We start from the raw sequence: 23583 nt of genomic DNA, 5'->3' as shown, positions 1-23583 counted from the left end.
TCCTGTCTAACCGCAGCAAATCAGGCGAGGGGACAGTCGTGTCCGTGCATAGGAGCTAGGGTTTGGCGTTCGGTCCGTTTCTGCTGTTGGCGACACTGGAAGGACTGCTCCAGGCCGCGGTCCTCACATTGACGGCGCTTGGCCTGTCTCTGGTGTTCGGCGTCATGCGCGTCGTTAATGTCGCCCATGGCGAATTCTACATGCTCGGTGCGGTCGTTGCGTGGTGGGTGGCATCGATGTTTTCGCTGCATCCAGCCGTCGGCTTCTTCGCGGCGCTCGTCATCAGCCCGCTGATTGTCGGGGCGATCGCGTTCGCCAGCGAGCGGCTGATCCTGAAGCGCCTGAACTACGATCCGGAATCGACCATCGTCGCCACGATCGGCATGCTCTATATCATCCAGCAGACGGTCCTTTTGACCTATGGTCCGGATGCGCGTCCGGTGTCGGCTCCATTCTATTACCGTATCCAGCTGCCGTGGTTCGGCTATTCCGGTTACAACCTCTTCGTCATTGCAGCGGCGATCGTGTTGCTGCTGGCGGTCTGGTTCGTGCTCAGCCGTACACGGCTCGGCCTCATCATGCGCGCCACGCAGTTCGACCGCGAGATGGCGCAGGCCTTCGGCATACCGATCGAACGCGTCTATGCCTTCGTCTTTGCCGCCGGCGCCATGCTGGCGGCGATCGCTGCGGTGCTGATCGTGCCCATCCGTCAGGCTCATTACCTGATGGGGCTCGATCCGCTGCTTCTCTCCTTCATCGTCGTCATCCTTGGCGGCCTCGGCAGTCTGCGCGGCACCGTCATCGCAGCCCTTCTGATCGGATTGAGCGACGGCATCATTTCGGTGTTCTTCTCACCGACGCTAGCGAAGATCATCTCGACCCTGCTTGTCACCCTTGTGCTGGTGTTCAAGCCGGAAGGTCTGTTCGGGGCAAAGGCGCGATGAGAAGCGAAAACACCATCCGCGTCATCGCGCTTCACGTGGGCGTGCTGGCAGCTCTCTTTCTTGTCCAGTTCGTGCTGCCCGATTATCACCACCTCGCCCTGACCCGCGTCATGCTGTTGGCGATCTATGCCATGGGCTACAACATGCTGTTCGGCTATACGGGCCTGCTGAGCCTCGGACATGCGATGTTCTTTGCCGCCGGTCTCTACGGCGCCGGCATGACGGCCTATTACACCGATCTCGGCGTGCCACTCGCGTTTCTCATCGGAATTGTCTGTGGAGCAGCCCTGTCGCTCGTCATCGGCGTGATCGCGCTGCGAACGACCGGCGTCGCCTTCATGATTGTCACGATGATGTTCGGCCAGGTTGCCTATCTCACGATCACCTACTTCACCGACTATACCCGCGGCGAAGAAGGCCTCACGATGCCGACCGCCGCCCGCAGTTTCGATCTCCTCGGTCTCCACGTCGACCTGACGAATGCCGTCCAGCGCTACAACCTGGCGCTCGGACTGTTGGCTCTGACACTGCTCGTCATTTTCGTCGTCGTCCGTGGACCAATCGGCAGGGTGTTGATCGCGATCCGCGAAAACGAGACGCGCACGCTGATGCTGGGCTTTGATACATTCCGGCTGAAACTCGGTGCACTCGTCCTGTCGGGGACGATATCCGCCATGGCCGGTGCCGCCTACGGGCTGATGTTCGCCTATGTCGGCGCAACCTTTGCCACCATCCAGTATTCGATCGAGGCGCTGCTTTTCACCTTGCTCGGCGGTGCCGGCACGATCCTTGGTCCGCTGCTCGGCTCGATCCTGATGTTCTACATGATCGACATCACCAGCAAATACACGCAGGCCTATCTGCTGGTGACCGGCGTGGCGCTGGTGGTTCTGGTCCTCTTCTTTCCGAAAGGCATTCTCGGGACGATCCGCGAAAGGTGGCTGCCATGGCTTCCGTGAGCCTGCTTTCGACCAAAGGTCTCAGCCGCCATTTTGGAGGGCTGAAAGCCGTCGACAATGTCGATTTTACCATCAGGGAAGGCGAGATCCGTGCGCTGATCGGCCCGAACGGTGCCGGAAAGACGACTTTTGTCTCGCTGCTCGCCGGCCGTATCGCGCCGAGTGCCGGATCGATCGAGTTCCTGGGCAAGGATATCACCGACCGGCCGGCGCATCAGCGCGTGCGCGACGGCATCGCCTATACATTCCAGATCACCAGCATCTATCCGACGCTGACCGTGTTCGACAACGTGGCGCTGTCTGCACAAAGCGCGCTGAGGCGTCACCCCGGCTCGACACGATCTGATATTGCCGACAAGGCGCGTGAAGCCTTGCAGCGCGTTGGCCTTGCGGATCGAATGGGAGAAAAGGCCGGGACCATGGCCTATGGGCATCAGCGGCTTCTTGAGGTCGGGATGGGCCTGGCGCTGGAGCCGAAACTCCTGATCCTGGATGAGCCGACGCAAGGATTGTCGGATAGCGAGATCGAAGGTTTCTGTCGGCTGGTGAAGGAAATCGCCACGTCTGCAACGGTGCTTCTGATCGAGCACAACATGCCCGTCGTCATGCAGCTCGCCGACACGATCACGGTTCTCAACCACGGTCAAATCCTCGCCGAGGGGGCGCCCGACGAGATCCGTGCAAACGCAGCCGTGCAGGCCGCCTACCTGGGAACAGGTTGATATGCTCGAAGTCTCCAATCTCGATGTCTACCACGGCAGCAGCAAGACGCTGCAGGGTATGTCGCTGACGCTGCAAACGGGCGAGGTTCTCTGCCTGCTCGGCCGCAATGGTGCGGGCAAGACGACGACCCTGCGTGCCATCATGGGGCTCGCAAAAACCGGTGCCGGAAGCATCCGGCTCGATGGCACCGAGATTTCGGCGCTGCCGGCGCATGAGCGACCACGCCTCGGCATCGGCTATGTGCCGCAGGGCCGCCGGTTGTTCTCCGAGCTGACCGTGCGGGAAAATCTCGAAATCGGCATGATGACGCGGCGCAGTCCGCCGCGCGTGCTCGACGAAACGCTTTCGCTGTTTCCGCGGCTGCAGGAGCGGCTCGGCCAAGTCTCGGGAACGCTGTCCGGCGGCGAGCAGCAGATGCTGGCGACCGCGCGCGCCTTATGTCTCGATCCCAAGGTCATCCTGCTCGACGAACCGACCGAGGGGCTGATGCCCTCAATGATCGCGACGATCCGCGATGTCGTGGTGACGCTGCGCAACCAGGGGAAAGCAATCCTGCTGGTCGAACAGCGGGTTGAAGCTGTATTGTCGATTGCCGACCGCGTCTGTTTCGTCGAGAACGGCAAGGCGCAGGCAGTTATGCCGGTAGAGGCGCTGAGGGCCGATCCGTCTCTTCTATCCCGCTATGTCGGTGTCGGCTGAAGTCGGGCGATCTCGAGCGGCTCGATCGTAATCACCGATCAGACCATGCCGACCTGGCCGGAATGCAGCCGGTTATACGCGCCCCGGCGTTCGATCAGGTCCTGATGCGTACCCTGTTCGGCAATACCAGACTCATCAATGACGACGATGCGATCGGCGCCCTGGATCGTTGCAAGGCGATGCGCGATGATCAGCGTCGTCCGCCCCTGCGAAAGTTCGGCAAGCGAACGCTGGATCGCACGCTCGGTTTCCGTATCAAGCGCGGAGGTCGCTTCGTCGAGGATCAGGATCGGTGGGTTTTTGAGGAACATACGGGCAATCGCGACCCGCTGCTTCTGGCCGCCGGACAATTTCACACCACGCTCACCGATGACGGTATCGAGACCGTCCGGCAGGTTTGCCAGCATGTCCTCCAGACGTGCGCGGTGCGCGGCTTCGACAATGTCGGCTTCTGATGCACCCAGTCTTCCATAGGCGATATTCTCCCGCAGCGTGCCACCGAACAGGAACACATCCTGCTGCACGATGCCGATCTGCTGGCGAAGGGATTCCTTCGTCATCTGGCGGATGTCGATCCCGTCGATCGTGATGCTGCCCGACACGACTTCGTAAAACCGCGGCAGAAGCGAGCATATGGTCGTCTTGCCGGCGCCAGAGGGGCCGACGAACGCAATCGTCTCGCCAGCGCGGATATCGAGGTTGATCTCTTCGAAGACAGTCTTTGCCGCGGTGTATCCGAAGGTCACGGACCGGTACGCGATCTCGCCTTTCAGGTGATCAACGGCGACCGCATCCGGTGCATCGGCAATATCCGGCTCCGTGTCGATCAGTTCGGTAAACCGCCGGAAGCCGGCGATCCCCTTCGGATAGGTCTCGATCACCGAATTGATCTTTTCCACCGGCCGAAAGAAGATGCCGACGAGAAGCAGGAAACCGATAAACCCACCCGCCGTCAGTTCGCCCGCCAGCACGAAATAGGCGCCGGTCACCATCACCACCATCTGGGTCAGACGCATGCTGAGGTAACTCATGGAGCTGGTGGCGGCCATCAGCTTGTAGGCTTCCAACTTTACACGGCGATAGCTTTGATTGTCCTTTTCGAACAGTGCGCGCTCGTGACCCTCGTTCGCGAAAGCCTGTACGACACGCATACCACCGACATTTTCCTCGATGCGTGCGTTAAACTCGCCGATCCTGCTGAAAAGCCGATGGAAATTCTCGGTCATGCGGCCGCCGAAATGGCTTGTTGCCCAGGCGGTCACAGGAACGATGGTCGCAGTGATGACCGCCATCTGCCAATTGACCGAAAACATCAGCAGAAGAGCGCCGATAAAGGTCATCAGCGCAATGAACAGGTCTTCAGGACCGTGATGCGCGACTTCGCCGATTTCCTCCAGGTCCTTGGTCAGGCGCCCGACGATATGTCCGGTTTTCTGATTGTCGAAATAGCCGAACGACAGCTTCTGCAGGTGGTTGAACGCCGCCCGCCGCATGTCTGTCTCGATATTGATGCCGAGCATATGGCCCCAATAAGTGACCACGGCCATCAACCCTGTGTTGAGGACATAGATGACGAGAAGGCCAGCGGACGCGAGGATGATCAGCAGCCATTCCTGGCTCAGCAGAAGCCTGTCCACAAACAGCTTCACCGCCATGGGAAATCCAAGCTCGAGGAGGCCGGACACGATGGCGCAGCCGAAGTCGAGGAGGAATAGGCCTTTATAGGGCTGATAATAGGAGAAGAAGCGGCGAAGCATGCTGACCTGCAGACGATGTCACATCTGGCCTGCAGCGATGCAGGCCAGATGTGAGAACATGAGTAGCCTTCTCATATTCGAAAAGCCGCCGGAAAGGATAGTGCCGTTATGCCACGGCACGCCATTCACTTCGTTCAGGCGGTCTGCATAGTTGTGATCAGCCGCGCCCGAACTCGTCGACGATACGGATGATGTCGTCTTCGCCGAGATAAGATCCCGTCTGAATTTCGATCATTTCAAGCATAATCTTGCCGGGGTTGGCCAGGCGATGGACTTCACCTTGTGGAATGTAGACGCTCTCGTTCTCGCGAACCGTCTGTACGGTGTCGCCAATCGTCACCTCGGCCGTGCCCTTGACGCAGATCCAGTGTTCGGAGCGGTGGTGATGCTTCTGAAGGGAAAGCTTCTTGCCGGGCGTTACGAACAGCCGTTTTACCTGGAAACGATCGCCGTTGAGTATTGAAGTATAACCACCCCACGGGCGATAAGAGGTTGGATGTGTCTCCGTGAGAGCGGAAGTCGCCTTGGCGGCGGCGAGTTGCTTGACGATGTTGCCGACGTTCTGACTGTCGTCGAGGCGGCCGACATAGACGGCATCCTCGCTGGCGATAACGGCAATTCCATCCAGACCCTGTACCGCCATGTGACCATGGCGCGAGAGGACGAGCGAGTTCTTCGTGTTGATCAGCGTCGCGTTGCCGAGCGCGACATTGCCATCGGTATCCTGCTCGCCCAGCTTCCAGATTGCATCCCAGCTGCCCATGTCGGACCATGTGAAGGACGCCGGCACGACGGCCGCATTTGCCGTCTTTTCCATGATCGCATAGTCGACCGAAATATTCGGGCTGGCCGAAAACGCGGCCTCGTCGAGGCGCAGGAAATCCAGGTCACCGGATGCCTTTGCAACGGCAGCGCTTGCCGCTTCCGCAACGGCTGGCGCAAAGCGGTTGAGTTCTGACAGAACCGTGCCGGCCTTGAACATGAAGATGCCGGAGTTCCAGACAAAGCCGCCAGACGCCAACATCTTTTCGGCTTCGGGCAGGGCAGGCTTTTCGACGAAGCGCTTTACTGTGTTCGCACCGCTTGAGAGCTGGTCACCGATCTCGATATAGCCATAGCCGGTCGAAGGCTCGGTCGGTGTAATGCCGAAGGTGACGAGCTTGCCGCTTGCTGCCGTCTTGCGTGCGGTCTGAATGGCATCGAAATAGGCCTTGCCCGCTTCGATTTCGTGATCGGAGGCCAGCACCTGCAAGATCGCATCATCGCCGAACTTCTCGGCGACGAAGGCAGCGGCTGCGGCAACGGCCGGTGCCGTGTTGCGTGCGGACGGCTCCAGCATGATCGCCGTAAGTGGCAGGCCAAGCTCGCGTGCCTGTTCGGCGGCAAGGAAGCGGAAATCTTCGTTGGTGATGACGATTGCAGGCTCATAGAGCGTCTCGTCGGCAACACGCGCAAGCGTGGACTGGAACAGCGTCTGGTCGCCGACGAACTGTATAAACTGCTTGGGTGCAGAAGACCGTGACAACGGCCACAGCCGCGTGCCCTTGCCGCCTGCCATGATTACGGGAATGATCTTGCCAACCATAGTCTCGTCTCCACTGACGCTTTTGCTTTTTCGATTTTTCATGAGTTGCGTTCTGCCGCCCAGCGCCGAATGAGATCGAGACCTTGAGCCAACAATTTCGAGGCTTCCTGTTCGTCTTGGGCTTCGACGTAGCAGCGCATTTCCGGAGCATTTCCGGAAGGGCGAAGATGGATGATACGCCCGTCTTCGAGTGTCGCGCGAAGCCCGTCGATGTCGCTTTTCGAAACGACCGAGCCGATCGGTGCAAGGAAAGCCGCGAGGTTTTCGTCGGATGCCCGCAGATGGGCCATCAATGCCGCACTCGTTTCCACCGGGAAGTTTTCCAAGCGGTCTGCCGCTGCAAACGCAAGCGGATGATCGGCAACGACACGCGATAGCGGTTGCTTGGCTTTCGCGAGAAGCGAAAGCGTCGCGATTGCCGGAAGAAAGCTGTCTCGGGTCGGCAACGCCTTCAATGTGCCGCCAGCGACTGTGAAATCGGAGCCGGTCAGTGTTCCGCCATTTGCCTCAAACCCAACGATCTCCGTATCACCGGCGTCCGCGGCCGACTGCATTGCCGCGATCACGAAGGGAGAGCCGACTTTCGTTCTCAAAACTCTGTAGTCGCCGGCGGCTTCTATCTGAGAGTTGGACGTGACCGGCGTGGCGACGACCTTGGCATGAAGAAAGTTCGCCGTGATCAGGCCCAACAGGTCGCCTCTGAGTGGTTGCCCTTTTTCGTCAGAGACAAGCGGACGGTCGCCGTCCCCGTCCGCTGACACGATCGCGTCAAGACGGTGCTGCGGGGCCCAGCTGCGAAGGAAATCAATCGTTTCGGCGGAAACGGCTTCCGTATCGACCGGAATAAAACGCTCAGAGCGTCCAAGCGGTACGACACGCGCCCCCAGCTTTTCTAGGATCTGGACGAAGAGATCGCGTGCGACCGTCGAATGCTGATAAACGCCGATAGTCAATCCGGCCAATGCGTTCGGAGCAAGCAGCATGGCATTGCGTTCCACGAAAAGCGCTTCGGCCTCCGCCCGCTGATCTGCAGCTTCGCCCGCCGTGTCGTCGATCTCTTCGCCAACCATAGAGCCGGCGATCGCCGTGATTCGGATCTCGTCCTGTTTGTCGATCTCACCATCGGCACGGTAGAATTTGATGCCGTTGCGATCATCCGGGATATGCGATCCTGTGATCATCAGGCAGGCAGCCGAGAGCTTCATACCGTATAGTGCAAGCGCGGGTGTGGGAACGGCACCGCAGTCGATCGCGCAGAGTCCTGCTCGCTGCAGGGCGCCGATACATGTTGCCGATATACCGGGGCTCGAAGCGCGAAAGTCACGACCAACCAAGACCGGATCACCCGGTTTCGCAAGCCCGGCCTCAAGAAGATGGCGCGCAAACGCCGTCGCATAGAGCGCCGAGGCTCTCCCCTCGAGGTCAACGACAAGACCGCGAAGGCCGCTTGTTCCAAATTTCATGATGCGTCTGTTTCGATTGGATGGGTCAATGGTTGCGGGAGCCAATACCATAAAAATATGGGAGGTAGCTATAGACGCCTGCTTGTTAAAAGCCAGAGTATATATTCACATATAGTTAACCGCAATGAGGCGCCGATCTCCGCTGTCCATGCAATTTTGCTCAATTTCTAAAGTATAGTTCGAGGGATGTATCGTATGCGTATCAGTGCTATCGAGTATCGCGAGGTTAGAGCTGGGAGCACTCATGCAAGATCGTCAGAAAATTTCGTCGCAGAGGGATTTAAGCTATCAATCGATCGTCGTTTTGCACTGGTCAGCACTCGCCTTAGCGCTTTTGAATTTTGGCGCCGTGCAGATTTCCACTGTCGCTATCTACGGATTGGCAAGTGCTCTCCTGCTTTGTATCGCCGTCTTCGTCCGAGGGATCCCCAAGGCAGGGGAGCCGGCAGTGAAAGCGGCTATCGTATTGGCTCTGGTCGCCTTCGCATGGGTAATGTTCCAGACTACTCCGCTGCCTGAAGCAATCTTTAGTCAACCGTCGTGGAGAGACCTGGCCAAGTTTCAGCTCGATGCTTCCCCGGTGATATCCTTGACGCCTGCGGATGACTGGGCATCTTTGCTTCGTTTCCTCGTGCCGGTTGAGGTCTTTCTGCTCGGGATTATCTTGTGCGACAGCGACGAACGAGCTATCGCCACCCTCAAAGGCCTGGCGATAGCAGGAGCCGTTGTCGCTCTTCTCTCCATCGCCCAATTCCTGATCGCACCCAAGACACTCCTCTTCATCGCAAAGACGGCTTACCTCGACAGCCTAACCGGCTTCTTTGTCAATCGGAACACCGCCGCAACCTATTTCGGGATTGTCGCCATCCTGAACTATGGAATCCTTTCGTCTCACCTGCGGTGTGTTGGGGTCCGGCGAATTCTCACGTCGCTGGATCAAGGCAGGGGTCTTCCATTCGATCAACGAAAGGCAATTCGAGGAGCACTAAGCTTTGCGATACTGTTTATGGTATCGGTCACGGCTCTTGTGCTGACGAAGTCCCGGGCCGGGGTTGCGGCGAGTTTTGCCGCGCTTCTGTTGATGACCCTGTTGTTCGTGTTCAGATCTTCGCAGAACAAGCATCCTGTCCCTGCGCTTCGAGGTACCGGCCTTAGATCCATTCGCGTTGGCGCATTTCTGATAGCGATTGCTTTAACCGGCCTATTCGCAGCAGGCTTCCTGTCGTTTTCTGGCAGAGCTTTGCTCCGAGCAGAAGTGCAGGGCGCAAGCGACGGCCGCTTTTGCATCATGCCGGGATTGGGCTCGGGGGTATCCGATCATTTTCCGTTCGGGACCGGACTGGCAAGTTTCGAAACCGCTTTTACAGCGTATCGCGATCCGGACTGCGGCGTCTATACGGTTTGGAATCGTGCCCACGATGTCTATCTCGAAGCAGTCTTCGCGTTGGGCGTCGCCGGCATATTCATTATCGCGTTTGGACTGGCCTTTGTCTTATCGTGCCTCGTCAGAGGAATGGCAGCGAGGCGTCGCCTTCGTTATGTCCCGGAATCCGGCTTCGCGGTGGTGTTGCTGCTTCTCGTTCACTCCGCCTTCGACTTCTCAATCCAGATCTCCGGCCTCGCCATTTTCGTGGCTGCGACTTTGGCGCCGATCGTCGTTGTCTGCGTTGCCGATCTAAAAGTCGGGTCGAAAAACAGGCGAAATCGAACGATCCAAACAAGTGTGGCGGGGCAATTGCCGTCGGCGGCCAGCCTGCGAGATAAACAGTTGCCTGCTGCTTGAGATATGCAGTTTATCCAAAGCATCTACATTAGTAAGATAGATTATATTGTACTATTTTATAGCTTAGGCACAAATAATATATATAATTATAAGTTAAATCTGTGATTTATCAGCAACAAATCTTTGTTTCGTTCCAGATTCATTTGTTACGTTCCAATCTAAACTAGAAATAAATAATCTCGTGTGCAAGTTTCGCTTGGGGCTTCTAAGGGGACACACGTGAAAATCAAAACCGCATCGACTTTTGTTCTTGTGGCGACGTCATTCCTGTCGGGATGCACGGCGCTGCCAAACTCTGGACCGGATTCTCGGCAGGTGGAGGCGCAGGCAACTGCAAAGGTTACATCAGCCAAAAAGGCACAGGCCGTCGGGATCGACTATGCTCTGGTCGACATTAGTAAATCTGTGCTTGCTTATGTAGAGGATACTAAGGCGACATCCCTTAAAGGGGGGTTCGGCGGCGGTCGTGGCGGAGCCCCGAGCTTGCCGCTCGGCGTTGGTGACGTCGTTCAGGTCTCCGTCTTTGAATCTCAGTCCGGCGGCCTGTTTATTCCCAACGACGCCGGGAGTCGTCCTGGTAACTACGTGTCGCTACCGAACCAGACAATCGATCGGGAGGGTACGATCAGCGTCCCTTACGCCGGTCGTATCCCGGCCGCCGGGCGTCCGGTGGAGGACGTCCAGCGACAAGTAGAGGATGCACTCGCCAACCGCGCGATTGAGCCGCAGGTGTTGATCACGAAGGTCAGCAGCCGATCTGCTCAGGTCGCGGTTCTGGGCGACGTACGCTCGCCTGCGAAGATAGAGTTGACGGAAGCTGGTGAGCGCGTGCTTGACGTCGTTTCCGAAGCCGGCGGCCTGAGCTCGCCCGGCATCGAAACCTACATTACGCTGCAAAGACGCGGAAAATCGGCGACTGTCCTTTACGATTATCTGGTCGCCACGCCGTCTGAAAACATCTATGTCGCACCTGGCGACACCATTCTGGTCGATCGTGAACGTCGAACCTACCTTGCATTTGGCGCCTCGGGTCTCAATGGCAGGTTTGACTTCGAGGAATCGAAGCTGACCCTCGGTGAAGCACTGGGGAAGGCGGGCGGATTGCTGGACTCGCGTGCAAATCCGGCGCAGGTCATGCTCTACCGTACAGTCAAGAAAGACTTCCTGTCTAAGCTGGGCGTGGATACCAGTCGGTTCAGCGGCGAAATGGTTCCCGTCATCTTCAGAGCCAATATGAGAGATCCTTCGGCTCTCTTCGCTGTCCAGAAGTTCCCGATGCAGGATAAGGACACGATCTATGTGTCCAACTCCGACTCTGTCGAAACGCTGAAGTTCCTCAACATCCTGAATTCTGTGACTTCGACTGTCGCTGGTGTTCCGTCGGATGCCATCGCCACCCGCGATGCTGTTCGAGAACTCGCCCCGTGAGTTTTGGCCTCAAATTCACAAGTTAACAGTGATTTAATCTCTCTATTGATGATTTTTTACTTCTGTGCGATGGATTGATTAGTTTAGTAATCTTCGGGAGACAGTCATGCCTAAGTTTTTTATAAGTAATATTGCAGGTATCGCGCTTGCCACTGCTCTAGTTTCAGGTATTGCTGACCTTTCTTCGGCTCATGCACAGTCGGCTTTGCCAACGGCGGGATGCTTCGTCGCGCCGGCCCGGATGTCTGATGCCGAGATCAGCGCGTTTCTCGCAGCTCCAGAAAGTCTGTTGTCGCAGTTCTCGTCTGGCGGACTTCCACTGTCCAATCAGGCTCGTTCGCTCGCCGGATCCAGCGCCGACGCACTGTCCCCGCTGATTGCCATCGCTGCAAAGGCTAGTGCCGGTCAGGCTGCCGCGATCGGCGCGGGGCTTGCTCGTGCCGCAAGGGCCTGCGCTACCGTCAATCCCGAATATGCCTCCCGTATCCAGGACGCTATCGCGGACAGCGGCAATCGCGCCCTCGAGACAGCGTTTCTCGCGGCCAACAGCGAAACGCAGACTGCGTCTCTTGGCGGCGGCCTCAGCGGTGGCGGCTCGGCAACCGGTGGCGCTGGCGCGATTGGCGGCGGCGGCACGCCAGGTGGCGGCAGCAATGGTGGCGCTGGAACGACTGCGTCGACCGGCTCGGGCTCGTCCAGCTTCTCTTCCGGCGGCGGTAGCGGATATTACGCGAGCGAAGACGGCGGCTCGACGACGATCGTCGAAGGCAGTTCGACCACGGCGTCGTTCTGAGGCGGCTACTGTCTGGCATTTCATTCAGCGAGGTTTTTCTTGCAGATTCATAACAAGAGTTTCTCTGGTGGCCTGCAAGGCGACGATGTCGATCTAGAGCGCTCCGTTCAAGGAATTGATTTCGATGCTGTTTTAGCGATCGCCAGACGACAATGGATGATCGTAGCGGCCGCAGTGGCGGCCGCTATTGTCCTAGGATTGGCGTATATATTCACGGCAGTTCCTCTTTATACGTCCAACGTCAGCGTCTTGATCGACCAAGGCAATAGAGAAGTCGTTCAGCAGCTTTCGACAATTGGTGGCGTGGTCGACGACGAGGGTTCCGTTCTCAGTCAAGTTGAACTCCTGAAATCGGACACGATTGCCATGTCCGTCGTGGATAAGCTCGACCTTACGAATGATGCGGCGTTTGCGAGTGCCGGAGGGTCTGTCATTGGAACGATGGTCGGAACGCTCCGGTCGCTGGCAAATGTCTCTTCTTGGTTCGTCGTTGAACCCGAAACTAGCGATCAGGTGGAGGCGAAACGCCGCGCCGCTGCGAACACGCTCCTTTGGAACATGGAGATCAGCCGCGTTGGTCGCACTTATGTTTTGAGCATCAGCTACACCTCTCCATCGTCTTCTCTCGCTGCGAAGATCGCCAACGCGATCGGAGAGGCCTATCTGGTTGACAAGCTTAATTCGAAATATGAGGCAACCAGGCGCGCAAGCGGCTGGCTGCAGGATCGCATAGCCGAACTGCGCCAGAAGGCTTTGGACTCGGATCTTGCCGTCCAGAAGTTCCGCAGTTCCAACGGCCTCGTTGCTGCCGGCTCGGTTCTGGTTGCTGACCAGCAGTTGTCCGAACTCAACAGCGCATTGATCGTCGCGCAGTCCGATACCGCGAAAGCTGAGGCGCGCCTGCAGCGGATCGCGCAGATCATCGCTTCGGGCCAAGGAGACGCGATCGTTACGGATGTTCTCGACAGTTCCATTTCCAACGAACTGCGCCAGAAATATCTTGATGCCTCCAAGCGGGAAGCGCAGATATCCGATCGTCTCGGAGTCAATCATATTCAAGCGATCAGGCTGCGCAGCGAAATGACGGAATACAACCGTCTGATGTTCGAAGAGGTCAATCGTATCGCCGAAAGCTACAAGAGCGATCTCAACGTTGCCAAGGCCCGGGAAAAGAGCCTGACGGATTCGGTCGCGCAGGCCACAGGCATCAGCGCCACCGCGAGCGAGACCCAGGTACAGCTGAGAGAACTCGAGCGGGAAGCTGACACCTACAAGAACATGTACCAGACCTTCCTGCAGCGGTATCAGGAAGCCATACAGCAACAGTCCTTCCCGGTCACAGAAGCACGTATCATCACGCGAGCAGCTGCACCCGACAGTCCGAGCCATCCCCGCAAGCCATTGGTGCTGGCGCTGTTCGTGATTATCGGTGCCGCGGTCGGGAGTGGCCTTGGCGCGTTTCGCGAGTTCCGGGACCGTTTCTTTAGAACCGGCGAACAGGTTCGCGACGTTCTCAATCTGGAATTTCTGGGCATCGCGCCAATAGTGGCTCCGGCAAAGGCCGTCGATGCTCCGGATAGCTCTGACGGTCGTGGCATTGGCCAGGTTCGAAAGACCCATGCCGTTTCGAATTACGTCATCGATCACCCACTCTCCGCCTTCGCGGAAACGCTTCGAAGCGCCAAGATTGCTGCAGACCTCGCGCTTACCGGCAAGAGTTGCAAGATCATCGGCGTCGTTTCGTCATTGCCTGGAGAAGGCAAGTCAACGATTGCGGTGAATTTTGCCGAGTTGCTGGCGGGGCAAGGAAACAGAACCGTCCTGATCGACGGCGATTTGCGCAACCCGGGCGCGACGCGGGCGATCGGGAGACATGCGGAATCCGGCCTTCTCGAAGTGCTCATCGACAACAAGGATCCGCAGTCGCTTTTCCTCCGAAACGATCGGACTAAACTTGCGTTCTTGCCTGCAGTTGTCCGTCACCGCATTCCGCATTCGTCCGAACTGCTATCGTCCGCGCGCATGCGCCAGGTACTCGCAGACATCAGCAATACCGCAGACTATATCATTATCGATCTGCCGCCTCTTGGCCCGGTCGTCGATGCCCGCGCCATTGCAGGCCGAATTGACGGGTTCATCTTCGTCACCGAATGGGGCAAGACAGCACGCCGGGTCGTTCGTCAGGTTCTCGCTTCCGATCCCTATGTCCGCGACAAGTGTCTTGGTGTCGTGCTGAACAAGGTCGACCAGGAACGGATGAAGCTCTACCGAGCCTATGGCTCCAGCGAATATTATTACTCGCGATACTCCCAGTACTACCAGGAAGGCTGAGAATGACGCGGCGTGGTCGCAGACCGCTTCTCATCGGAGCGGTCGTCCTGCTCTGCATGGGAAGCCTGGCGATCTCGGTGACACAGATCTCACGCTACGCCCGGTTCGGGACCATGCGACACATCGCGGCCCAGATTGAACGCGACAAACCGGTCTCGCGGGAGTTGCTCGAAGGAACTCTACCGCAGATGAGACTGCTTCTCAGAGACGATGTTTGCCAAAGCGAGTTCGTCAAAGCAGCTGTAACGGTTACGCTCTTCCGGCTGGATACACAAAGCCCGGATGTCGATTACGACAACTGGTCGAGCGCGCTTGGGGAGGCAGAGACCGTGGTTCGCTTTGCGCTTCACTGCCTCCCGAGTGATGGAAACTTCTGGGTCCGGTATGCGATGGTCAGGCAAGCGGTCGGGGAACAGCCAGAGGAAATCGCAAAGCTCGTCACGCTGTCGCAGCTTTACGCCCCCGCAGAAGAAAACACGATTGCGGCGCGGTTCCGCTTGTACAACCGCCTGACGAAGCCGAGCCTTACCCTCGCGGCAGTACCGCTGAAAGCGGATCTTGCGGTGGTATGCTCCTTGAAAGGCGCTGCGCTGCGGCGGCGTTTGCCTTTGGCGAACCCAGTCCTTGCCCGTGAGGTCCTATCTTACGCGCAAGATTGTCATCTCGGTCGATCGTTGCGCGACAAAATGGGGAGATAGGTTCGTCCATCCGGACCGGGCGTCAGATCGTTCGAGGAAGGCGGTCGCGACCAGTTCTCGAAGGAACAAGTGAACCCGGTTCGCCTCTGCCCTGTTTTTCCTTCCGAGAGCGGAGGACCATTCCGCATGATCCCGGCTCACTCTTGCGGGTAGAGACACGGAACCCGTCGGCGATCGGATCCATTCATTCTGCGAGGGCGCTCCTCAGATGCTCCGTCGCCGGCCTATTGCCACACGGTCAAACACGGCTTCCGTCATCCAGTTTCCCGAGAAATGCAGAAGCGCTGTTGCGATAGGCCTGCTGCGTTCCTGCCGACATCCGTCGCCATGACGCATACATCTGCGCCAAACGGTGGTTGCCCGACAGTGACTCGGCATTACGGGCGAGGAAATCCCAGTACAAGGCATTGAAGGGACAGGCTTTCTCGCCAGTTTTCCGCGACACGTCATACCGGCAGCTTTCGCAGTAATTGGACATACGAGAAATATACGCGCCGCCTGCGGCGTATGGCTTGGAGGCCATAAACCCACCGTCGGCAAACTGACTCATTCCGATCACATTGGGCAGTTCAACCCATTCGTAGGCGTCGGCATAGACTTCCAGATACCAGCGATGAACCGCGTAGGGATCAAGGCCTGCCAGCATTGAGAAATTTCCGACCACCATCAGACGCTGGATATGATGCGCGTAGGCATGGGTAATCGTCTGTTTGATCACTGTGGACATACAGGCCATGTCCGTTTCACCGCTCCAGAAAAAGTCCGGCAGGGGACGGGATGCGGCGAAGAAATTGCTTGTCTCGTATCCCGGCATTTTCAGCCAATAGATGCCGCGGGTATATTCGCGCCAGCCGATGATTTGGCGGATGAAAGCCTCGACCGCATTCAGCGGCGCGTGTCCTTCGAAATACGCGCGCTCCGCAGCCCGGCATAGTGCAAGCGGATCGAGCAGTCCAACATTGATGTAGAAGGAGAGAAGCGCGTGGTTCAGGAACGGCTCTTCAGCCAGCATCGCGTCCTGCGTTTCGCCAAAATTCGGTAGGAAATCGCGGATGAATCCATCGGCTGCCTTCTCCGCATCGGTGCGGGTCACTGCAAACGAGAAATTCTCCGTCGAACCCATATTGTTCGGGAACGTGCGCTCGACGAGCGCAAGAACCTCCTGCGTTGCTGCGTCGGGCGGAAAGACATGATGCTTCGGGCGAAACAGGTCGGGTTTGGCAGGTTTGCGATTTTCACTGTCGAAATTCCACCGGCCACCTTCGGGGTGGTCACCGTTCATCAACAGGCCGGTCTTGCGCCGCATGTCCCGATAGAAATACTCCATCGTCAGAGCCTTGCGGTCCTTGGCCCAGGCTTTGAACTCCGTCGTCGAACAGATAAACCGCGTGTCCTGCCGCACCTCTACCGGCAGATTTACCAGAGCTTGCCAGTCTTCCATGGCCGAAAGAACGCGCCACTCGGCAGCTTCGGTGACGATGATCGATCGGGGTGACGTCTCTGCAATCGCGCGCAAAAGCTCGGTCGTGAAGGAGCCTGAATTGTCGCGATCATCAAGCCGCACGTACCGGACGCAGAAGCCTTTCGCACGCAGCTGATCGGCAAAATGGCGCATTGCGGAAAAGATGAAGGCGAGTTTCAGTTTGTGATGCTCGACATAGGTCGCCTCCACCACCACCTCGCACATCAGGATCATATCCTGCGTGGGATCGGCACCCTTAAGGCTCGATAGCGACAAGGATAGCTGATCGCCAAGAATGAAAATGAGGTTGCGGGTTGGCTTCACAGCTTGCTTTGACCCTCTTCTATAATGACGGATACCGTGCCTTTCCGCCAAACCCCTGCAAGAGCGGAGGTCGGGATCGAAGAGGGAGCATGTCGATCTTGTCTATCCGGTGAATGCCGACGGGGTCGAAGCGTTGCATTGCTATACGCGAAAATCACAGGCCAATGATGACGGCGCGAGTGTACGCGCCGCCGCCTCCCATTTCGCTCGTCGATTGTCCAATCTCTGATCGGACCGCAGCTGTGCGCAGGCAGGCTTGCCCGTCGGTCCAGCCCCCGAGTTCGAACGCTCCTCACGCCGCCCCCGCTTCATTCGCGAAGGCTACTGGTCCAGCACCTTCCGTATTTTATCAGCAAGCTGATCGAGGCTGAAGGGTTTTTGCAAGAGGTGCGTTCCACCCTCCAGCACGCCGTTATGGACAACGGCGTTGCGGGTGTAGCCAGTCGTATAGAGAATACTCAATTCCGGCATCAGAACCTTGGCGGCGTCGGCCAATTCGCGGCCTGTTATCCCCGGCATCACGACATCTGTAAACAACAAGGTCGGCTTGAGACCTGCCCTGATCAAGGTGAGCGCCTGCTCGCCCGATGCGGCTTCGACGACGGTATATCCCAGTTCCCGAAGCGCCTCGGTGGAGAAAACGCGCACGCGCTGGTCGTCCTCTACGACAAGGATCGTCTCGGAAACGCTGCCCCGGCCCGGCTGCTTGACGACGCCCTGGATGTTTACGGGAGCTTCAACCTCACCGTGATGCCGCGGCAGGTAGATCTTGATAGATGACCCGACGCCCTCTTCCGAATAAATTTTGACGTGCCCGCTCGACTGCCTGACGAAGCCGAAGATCTGGCTTAGTCCCAGACCCGATCCCTTGCCGACCTCCTTGGTGGTGAAAAACGGATCGAAAGCCTTCGCCATAACCTCGGGCGTCATCCCCGTTCCGGTATCCGATACGGCAATCATGACATATTGCCCGGCTGCCACTGCATTGTCCTGCGCGTATTCGTCGGAAAGATACGAGTTTGCGGTTTCGACCGTCAGGTTGCCGCCGCGGGGCATGGCATCGCGGCCATTGACGGCGAGGTTGAGAATGGCGTTTTCCAGCTGACTGCTGTCGGCATAGACTTTCCACAGTCCGGCCGCCAAGACGGTTTCCACGGAAACATGCTCTCCGAGCGTGCGGGTCAGCAATTCCGACATTCCGGCAATCATGCGATTGGGGTCGATCACCTCCGGCTGAAGCGGTTGCCGTCGCGAGAAAGCGAGCAGGCGGTGCGTCAGCGACGCAGCTCTCGTTGCGCCATCCTTTGCGGCCTCGATGTAGCGGCCGACATCGACCTCACCGCGCGCCAACCGCTTTTCGAGCAGGCTGATCGAACCCAGTATGACGGCCAGCATATTGTTGAAGTCATGCGCGATGCCGCCCGTGAGCTGACCAACGGCTTCCATTTTCTGCGCCTGGCGCAACTGGTCCTGCGCGTCGACCAGCTTCGCGGTTCTTTCTTCCACTTCACGCGCCAGTTGCTCGCGGGACTTCGACAGAATATCGCGTGCATCGACGATGTCCTGGATATCGGTGCATGTCCCGAACCAGCGGCTGATTTCGCCATCCTCCTTCCGCACAGGCTGCGCGCGGCCGAGAACCCATCGATAGTTACCGCTACGATGTCGGAGGCGGTACTCGATGTGGTAGGGCTCTCCTGTGACGAGGCTGCGACGCCAGGTGGACCAGGCGCGATCCTGATCGTCAGGGTGGAATACGCCGTTCCATTCCTCGCCGTCTGTCGAGCCTTGCGGGACGCCCGTGAAGTCGTACCAACGCTGGTTGTAATAATCGTGGTGGCCGTCGGGTTGCGTGGCCCAGATCATCTGGTCGATCGAATTGGTGATCGCACGGAAGCGTTCCTCGCTCTCCCGCAGCGCGATTTCGACAACGCGGCGATCGGTGATGTCAAATGACACACCCGGAAACCGCAATGGTGTACCGTCCGGCGCAAGCGTGACGCGGCCTTGGGCAGTCACCCACCGGACGGAACCATCCGCGTCGACGAGCCGGTATTCCTGCGAAAATATAGTGCCCGTCTTCAGCGCTTCGTCGATCGCGGATTGAAGGGCCGGCAGATCATCGGGATGAACCAGACGGAAAAAAGCACCGATCGGAGCGCCGCTGGCGGCAACGCTCCGCTCAACGCCGTAGATCTTGGCAAATCGCGCGTCGGCCACCACGCTGTCGTTCGGGATGTCCCAGTCCCACGTCCCGACAGTTTCTGAGGCGCCGAGTGCGTATTCCAGTCGCTCTTCGCTCGCCCGCAACGCCCGTTGCGCAGAGAGGCGGGCGGTCGTCTCGGTACCTTGGTTGAAAACCCCGACGACACGACCTTCCGCCGAAAAGATCGGTGCGAAGCTGTAGTCCCAATGCGTATGCTGAACGCGTCCGCCGCGAAGCATCGGCAGCATTTGATCGGCCACACGAAAACCCTTGCCCGTCTCGACGACGGCCATGAGTTGCGGTTTTATGATATCCCAGATGTCCGCCCAGACGGTCGACGCGGGGCGACCCAATGCCCACGGGTGTTTCTCTCCAGCGATCGGCGACCACGCATCGTTATAAAGGAGACGCATTTCGTCTCCCCAGTAGATGGCAGTTGGCAGGTCGGTATTGAGGCACAAGGCCAGCGTGGTCTGCAGCTCTATCGGCCAGTCCTCGATAGGTCCTAAGCTGGTTGTGTTCCAATCGACCGCGCGAATCCGCGAAGCCATTTCGCCTTCTATCTCTGAAAGGATCTGCATCACGTCAGAGGCTCACTGGCTGTTCGGCACATGAAGGCTACGCTCATTTCAGTTTAATGGCTTCAGTCTGGAGATCGGGTCTAACAGAAAACGGGAGGGGTGGGGAGACGGTGTTTGACGCGTGGAGGATGGTGGCCACAGTCTGTGTTCAACCTCTAAGGCGAAGAGTTGTTTCCGCAGAATATTCCCGAGAAGCCGGTCTTCTCGCGCAACTGCTGTCGCCGGCAAAACCAGAGGCGGCGTCTTGGCGGACCGGTATGAGTCAGCGAGCCCTCGGTACGGCGCAAGAGGTCACCGAATTAACCACACCGCCAAAAGACCAACAGCGACGACTGTTGTTGCGGCACCGTAGCCGTAAAACGATTCAAGCAATTTGCGGTGCATGGGTTTCGTATCTCCATCCCGTGCGTCGGACGGGGCCCCGGTCATTGTCATTTATGCAAAGGTCTCAGTCGAATTCGTCGCCTCAAGCAATCCCTCGCGTCGTAACGGTAAACGCGGAGTCATCCCTTGGTCGCTCTGCATAACGCCGTTTGCGCAAAATGGTTCCATAAGAGCATGTCAAAGCATACACTCTCTGATGGTCTGGAGAAGTACGCCCGGCCCATGGGGTTTGGGGATAAAGCGTTCTGCAAACGTAAGCTCGGATTGTTGAAGCGTCCAGTTTCCCGACGTGAGGATGATCCGGATCGGGGGCCACCTATCGCGCACCATCCGAGCGAGTTCCACGCCTTCACCCTCGGCAAACAGGTCGATATCCGTCAGGAGAAGTTGGATATCGAAGTTGCTCTCCAGGATGTCTATGGCTTGGGCTGCATCGACCGCGGCGAACACCTCGTACCCGGCATCCTGCAACTCCTCCACCAATATAAATCGGAGGACGGGCTCATCTTCAACGACGAGAATAACTCCGGCTTGGCTCATTTCGGACCTCGGCATCACATTCTCTGTACGTTACCGTACAATTGAACATTTTGGCGAGGCATCAGTTCCGACTTTTACACAGGCGTTGCCTGAATCTGAGCCGAACTCTCATTCACATCCTCTACGGCTTGATGATCGGGCGAACGAGAAGTCGCGACAAGACGTTTCGGCCGCGTGTGTAAGGCGCGAGATCGACGTCGCTAACCAGCCTTGCCCCGCCCTCCCGGCGCTCGAGCGTGATCTTCCGGCTGTGAAACTGTTCGAGCTCTACGCGGTGTGCCACGCTCAGGATTGTGGCATTGGGCAGCTCGTCGATCATCATCTCCATGATTTTGTCCTGCGTCTTTTCGTCGAGAGCGGAGGTCGCTTCATCAAGGACAATGATGTCAGGGTCGTTGAGGAGAAGCCGGGCAAACGCCAACCTCTGCTTCTCTCCACCTGACAGCGTGTGGTCCCATGGCGCTTCGTCCTCGATCCTGTCGCGCAGGTGCCCGAGCCCGACTTTGTCGAGGGCAACATGAATTTCTTCTGCCGACCATGTGTCTGCCGGTTTCGGGTAGGCGACGGCGCGACGCAGGGTGCCCGACGGGATGTATGGTTTCTGGGGCAGCATGAAAAGTTCCTGGCCCTTGCGGAAGTTGACACTTCCTTCTCCCCAGGGCCAAAGCCCCGCAATGGCTCGCACCAGCGTACTCTTGCCGGAACCGGATTCACCCGCCACGAGGACGCGTTCGCCGGGCCCGATCTCCACCTGCGTTTCCTTGACAACGGCAGTGCCGTCGCCAAGCGAGACGGAGACCTCGTTCAGGCTGAGCATGGTGTCGCCCTCAGTTTCGCCATGCTTGATCCGTCCCACAGTTTCGTTCTGTTCGGCCTGTTCCAGACCATCAAGCGAAACCATCAGCGAGGCTACGCGACGGGCGCAGGCATTCCAGTCGGCGAGACGGGGATAGTTGTCGACCAGCCATCCAAACGCACCTTGAACGATTGTGAATGCCGATGCCGCCTGCATGACCTGACCCAGTGACATGCTGCCATCGAGGAACTTTGGGGCACAGAGCAGGACCGGAACGACCGGTGCAATGAGCATCGATCCGTGCGAGACCAAGGACGTGCGCATATATTGCCACGCAAGCAGCCGCCACTGCTGACGGACATTTGCGAAGGTCCGATCGAGATCGTTGCGCTCTTCCTCTTCGCCGCCCAGCAGCGCAATGCTCTCGCCGTTTTCCCGCACGCGCGTCAGCGTATAGCGGAACTCCGCTTCGACCTGGTTCTTATTCTCGGACACTTTCACAAAGTTCCGGCCGATGACCGCGATCGAACTCGATGTGATGATGGCATAGACGACCGCCGCAATCACGAGGAAGCCAGGTATGGTGACGTAATTTCCGGCGATCGGAATCGTCAGCGCGCCACCGATCGTCCACAGGACGACGATGAAGGTCGACGCCGACACGAAAGCCGAAATCACCCCTGACGTGAAATCCACGGGCGATTCCGTCGCGATCCGCATATCCTCGGAAATGCGGGCTTCCGGGTTCTGGTGATCGCCGCCGATCAGGTTCAGCTGGTAGTAGCGTCCATTCGTAAGCCACCGAGAGATCAATGATTTCGTGAGCCACGAGCGCCAGCGGCGCTGCATCAGCATGCGCAGATAGACCTGCGAACTGACGAGCGCGACGCTTCCAAGCACGAGCGGCGGAAACAGAAGGCCTAGCGAATAGACCTGATCGGCATTCCGCTGCTCGATCGCATCGAACAGTCCGCGGTTCCAGACGTTGATACCATACTGGAAAGCGACGTTGACACCGATGAGCGCGAGAAGCGTTATCGAGCATACCCAGGCGATCTTGTCGCCATCGCGACCCCAGTAGCCGCGAGCGCTGACCCAGAAACGTTTGAGAAGATAGGCGCGCCGTGCCTGTTCTGCCTGTTCCGGGGTAAGGGTGGCGGCTGTTGCGCCTGGCTTGGTCGAGGTGGTTTCTGACATTGACACTCCGGTCGAGATCGTCCGCTGGGCAGCGCACTTAGAAACTGTAGAAAGATTGACGGAAACGGAAAGCAGGTGGGGTAGGTGTGGCCTATGCCTGCGGATCGAATGGCGCGGCTAAAGCGACAAGCTGCGCTGCGGCCATCGCTCTCGTGTCAAACATGATTTGCTTTGCTGGAGTGCCAAAGTGGCGTTGTGCGAAAACGCTATGTTCAATCATCGTTTCTCCTCCCCTGATACCCGCAGGTGGCGCAGAAACGTAGTTTGGAACATTAAGGTTCCTACCGCCGGAAAGACGATAGACACTAGGATTTTTGAGGGGTGTGGGGACTAGGTTTCCAGTCGCCCGTAGGCCTGCCCGTTGAGCGAGCTTCGACGGGGTATGGCCGCGGAAAAGGACACGTGAATCTTGTGTCGACATCTGTCAGTCGGGGAGGAGGGCGTGACCGGACATTGTCCGGTCACGGAAAAGGTTCAGCGGGCGTTGTACTTCCCGTCTACCTCGTTGATCGCCTGGACATTTCCGGCCGAGCGACCGTTCTCGTCAAAAGTCTGCGCCAGAAAGGCGTCCGCAATCGCCTTGGCCAGTTCGGTGCCGATCACGCGGGCGCCCATGGTAATGATCTGGGCGTTGTTGGAGAGGGCGGCGCGTTCAGCCGAATAGGTATCATGTGTCAGTGCGGCGCGGATGCCGGGGACCTTGTTGGCCGAGATGCAGACACCGATGCCGGTTCCGCAAACCAGGATGGCCTTGTCATAGGTGCCGTCGATGACACCGGAGGCGACCCGGTCGGAAAGCGTCGCGTAGAACGCATCGGGACCGGCATCGGTACGCGATACTTCGTGCACGTCGAAACGGTCCTTCAGATGATCAGCGAGAACCTTTGCCAAGCCTTCGCCGGCGCTGTCTCCTGCAATTGCAAGCTTCAT

At 58.1% G+C, this 23583-nt stretch carries 17 protein-coding genes; 9 read left to right on the top strand and 8 right to left on the bottom strand.

Annotation, left to right across the window (positions count from 1 at the left end; all coding sequences use genetic code 11):
• Positions 1-62 precede the first annotated feature (62 nt).
• From ASF70_RS00895 to ASF70_RS00880, 4 genes are read left to right on the top strand one after another with little or no spacing between them, the layout of a single operon-like run.
• On the top strand, positions 63-944 hold the full coding sequence (locus ASF70_RS00895) for a branched-chain amino acid ABC transporter permease (RefSeq protein WP_062458623.1): 882 nt from the start codon (positions 63-65) through the stop codon (positions 942-944).
• On the top strand, positions 941-1903 hold the full coding sequence (locus ASF70_RS00890) for a branched-chain amino acid ABC transporter permease (protein WP_062576629.1): 963 nt from the start codon (positions 941-943) through the stop codon (positions 1901-1903). Before ASF70_RS00895 ends, ASF70_RS00890 begins: the two co-directional genes overlap by 4 nt.
• Positions 1891-2625, top strand: coding sequence for an ABC transporter ATP-binding protein (locus tag ASF70_RS00885; RefSeq protein WP_062576627.1), 735 nt, complete (start codon positions 1891-1893; stop codon positions 2623-2625). Before ASF70_RS00890 ends, ASF70_RS00885 begins: the two co-directional genes overlap by 13 nt.
• Position 2626: 1 nt before the next feature.
• Positions 2627-3325 carry an ABC transporter ATP-binding protein gene (locus ASF70_RS00880; protein WP_062576626.1) on the top strand — a complete coding sequence of 233 codons (699 nt, stop codon included), beginning with the start codon at positions 2627-2629 and terminating at the stop codon, positions 3323-3325.
• Positions 3326-3363: 38 nt separating this feature from the next.
• Here the strand turns inward: ASF70_RS00880 and ASF70_RS00875 are convergent, their stop codons facing one another.
• The 3 genes from ASF70_RS00875 to ASF70_RS00865 form a co-directional block, all read right to left on the bottom strand.
• Complete coding sequence (locus tag ASF70_RS00875) at positions 3364-5082, bottom strand: ABC transporter ATP-binding protein (RefSeq protein ID WP_062576623.1); 1719 nt, start codon at positions 5080-5082, stop codon at positions 3364-3366.
• Between the two features lie 157 nt (positions 5083-5239).
• Positions 5240-6667, bottom strand: a complete 1428-nt coding sequence (locus tag ASF70_RS00870) for a mannose-1-phosphate guanylyltransferase/mannose-6-phosphate isomerase (protein WP_062576621.1) — start codon at positions 6665-6667, stop codon at positions 5240-5242.
• 38 nt (positions 6668-6705) lie between these two features.
• Positions 6706-8130, bottom strand: a complete 1425-nt coding sequence (locus ASF70_RS00865; RefSeq protein WP_062576619.1) for a phosphomannomutase — start codon at positions 8128-8130, stop codon at positions 6706-6708.
• 244 nt (positions 8131-8374) lie between these two features.
• Between ASF70_RS00865 and ASF70_RS00860 the strand changes: the two genes are divergently transcribed.
• The 5 genes from ASF70_RS00860 to ASF70_RS00840 all read left to right on the top strand — a co-directional run bounded on the left by ASF70_RS00860 (position 8375) and on the right by ASF70_RS00840 (position 15163).
• Positions 8375-9913 (top strand): O-antigen ligase family protein, encoded by a 1539-nt coding sequence (locus tag ASF70_RS00860; protein ID WP_062576616.1) that lies wholly within the window; start codon positions 8375-8377, stop codon positions 9911-9913.
• 219 nt (positions 9914-10132) lie between these two features.
• The gene (locus tag ASF70_RS00855; protein WP_156461710.1) at positions 10133-11341 is read left to right on the top strand and encodes a polysaccharide biosynthesis/export family protein; all 1209 of its coding nucleotides are present in this window, start codon (positions 10133-10135) and stop codon (positions 11339-11341) included.
• 241 nt (positions 11342-11582) lie between these two features.
• Positions 11583-12134, top strand: coding sequence for a hypothetical protein (locus ASF70_RS00850; RefSeq protein ID WP_062576614.1), 552 nt, complete (start codon positions 11583-11585; stop codon positions 12132-12134).
• Between the two features lie 72 nt (positions 12135-12206).
• Positions 12207-14465, top strand: coding sequence for a polysaccharide biosynthesis tyrosine autokinase (locus ASF70_RS00845; protein ID WP_062576847.1), 2259 nt, complete (start codon positions 12207-12209; stop codon positions 14463-14465).
• 2 nt (positions 14466-14467) lie between these two features.
• A complete protein-coding gene (locus tag ASF70_RS00840; protein ID WP_062576612.1) occupies positions 14468-15163 on the top strand; it encodes a hypothetical protein in 696 nt (231 codons plus the stop codon).
• 238 nt (positions 15164-15401) lie between these two features.
• Here the strand turns inward: ASF70_RS00840 and ASF70_RS00835 are convergent, their stop codons facing one another.
• The 5 genes from ASF70_RS00835 to ASF70_RS00815 all read right to left on the bottom strand — a co-directional run bounded on the left by ASF70_RS00835 (position 15402) and on the right by ASF70_RS00815 (position 23583).
• Entirely contained in the window at positions 15402-16949 is a 1548-nt protein-coding gene (locus tag ASF70_RS00835) for a cryptochrome/photolyase family protein (RefSeq protein WP_062576610.1), read from the bottom strand.
• Positions 16950-17270: 321 nt separating this feature from the next.
• Positions 17271-19706 (bottom strand): PAS domain-containing protein, encoded by a 2436-nt coding sequence (locus tag ASF70_RS00830; RefSeq protein ID WP_082471689.1) that lies wholly within the window; start codon positions 19704-19706, stop codon positions 17271-17273.
• A gap of 591 nt (positions 19707-20297) precedes the next feature.
• Complete coding sequence (locus tag ASF70_RS00825; protein ID WP_162237932.1) at positions 20298-20660, bottom strand: response regulator; 363 nt, start codon at positions 20658-20660, stop codon at positions 20298-20300.
• A gap of 121 nt (positions 20661-20781) precedes the next feature.
• Positions 20782-22653, bottom strand: coding sequence for an ABC transporter ATP-binding protein/permease (locus tag ASF70_RS00820; RefSeq protein WP_062458656.1), 1872 nt, complete (start codon positions 22651-22653; stop codon positions 20782-20784).
• 474 nt (positions 22654-23127) lie between these two features.
• Entirely contained in the window at positions 23128-23583 is a 456-nt protein-coding gene (locus ASF70_RS00815) for an RpiB/LacA/LacB family sugar-phosphate isomerase (RefSeq protein ID WP_062460374.1), read from the bottom strand.

Source organism: Rhizobium sp. Leaf321 (genome assembly GCF_001423215.1).
In the GTDB taxonomy this organism is placed as follows: Bacteria; Pseudomonadota; Alphaproteobacteria; order Rhizobiales; family Rhizobiaceae; genus Neorhizobium; species Neorhizobium soli.
Note: the sequence above shows the minus strand (reverse complement) of the source record. Positions and strands in the feature narration are given on the sequence as shown.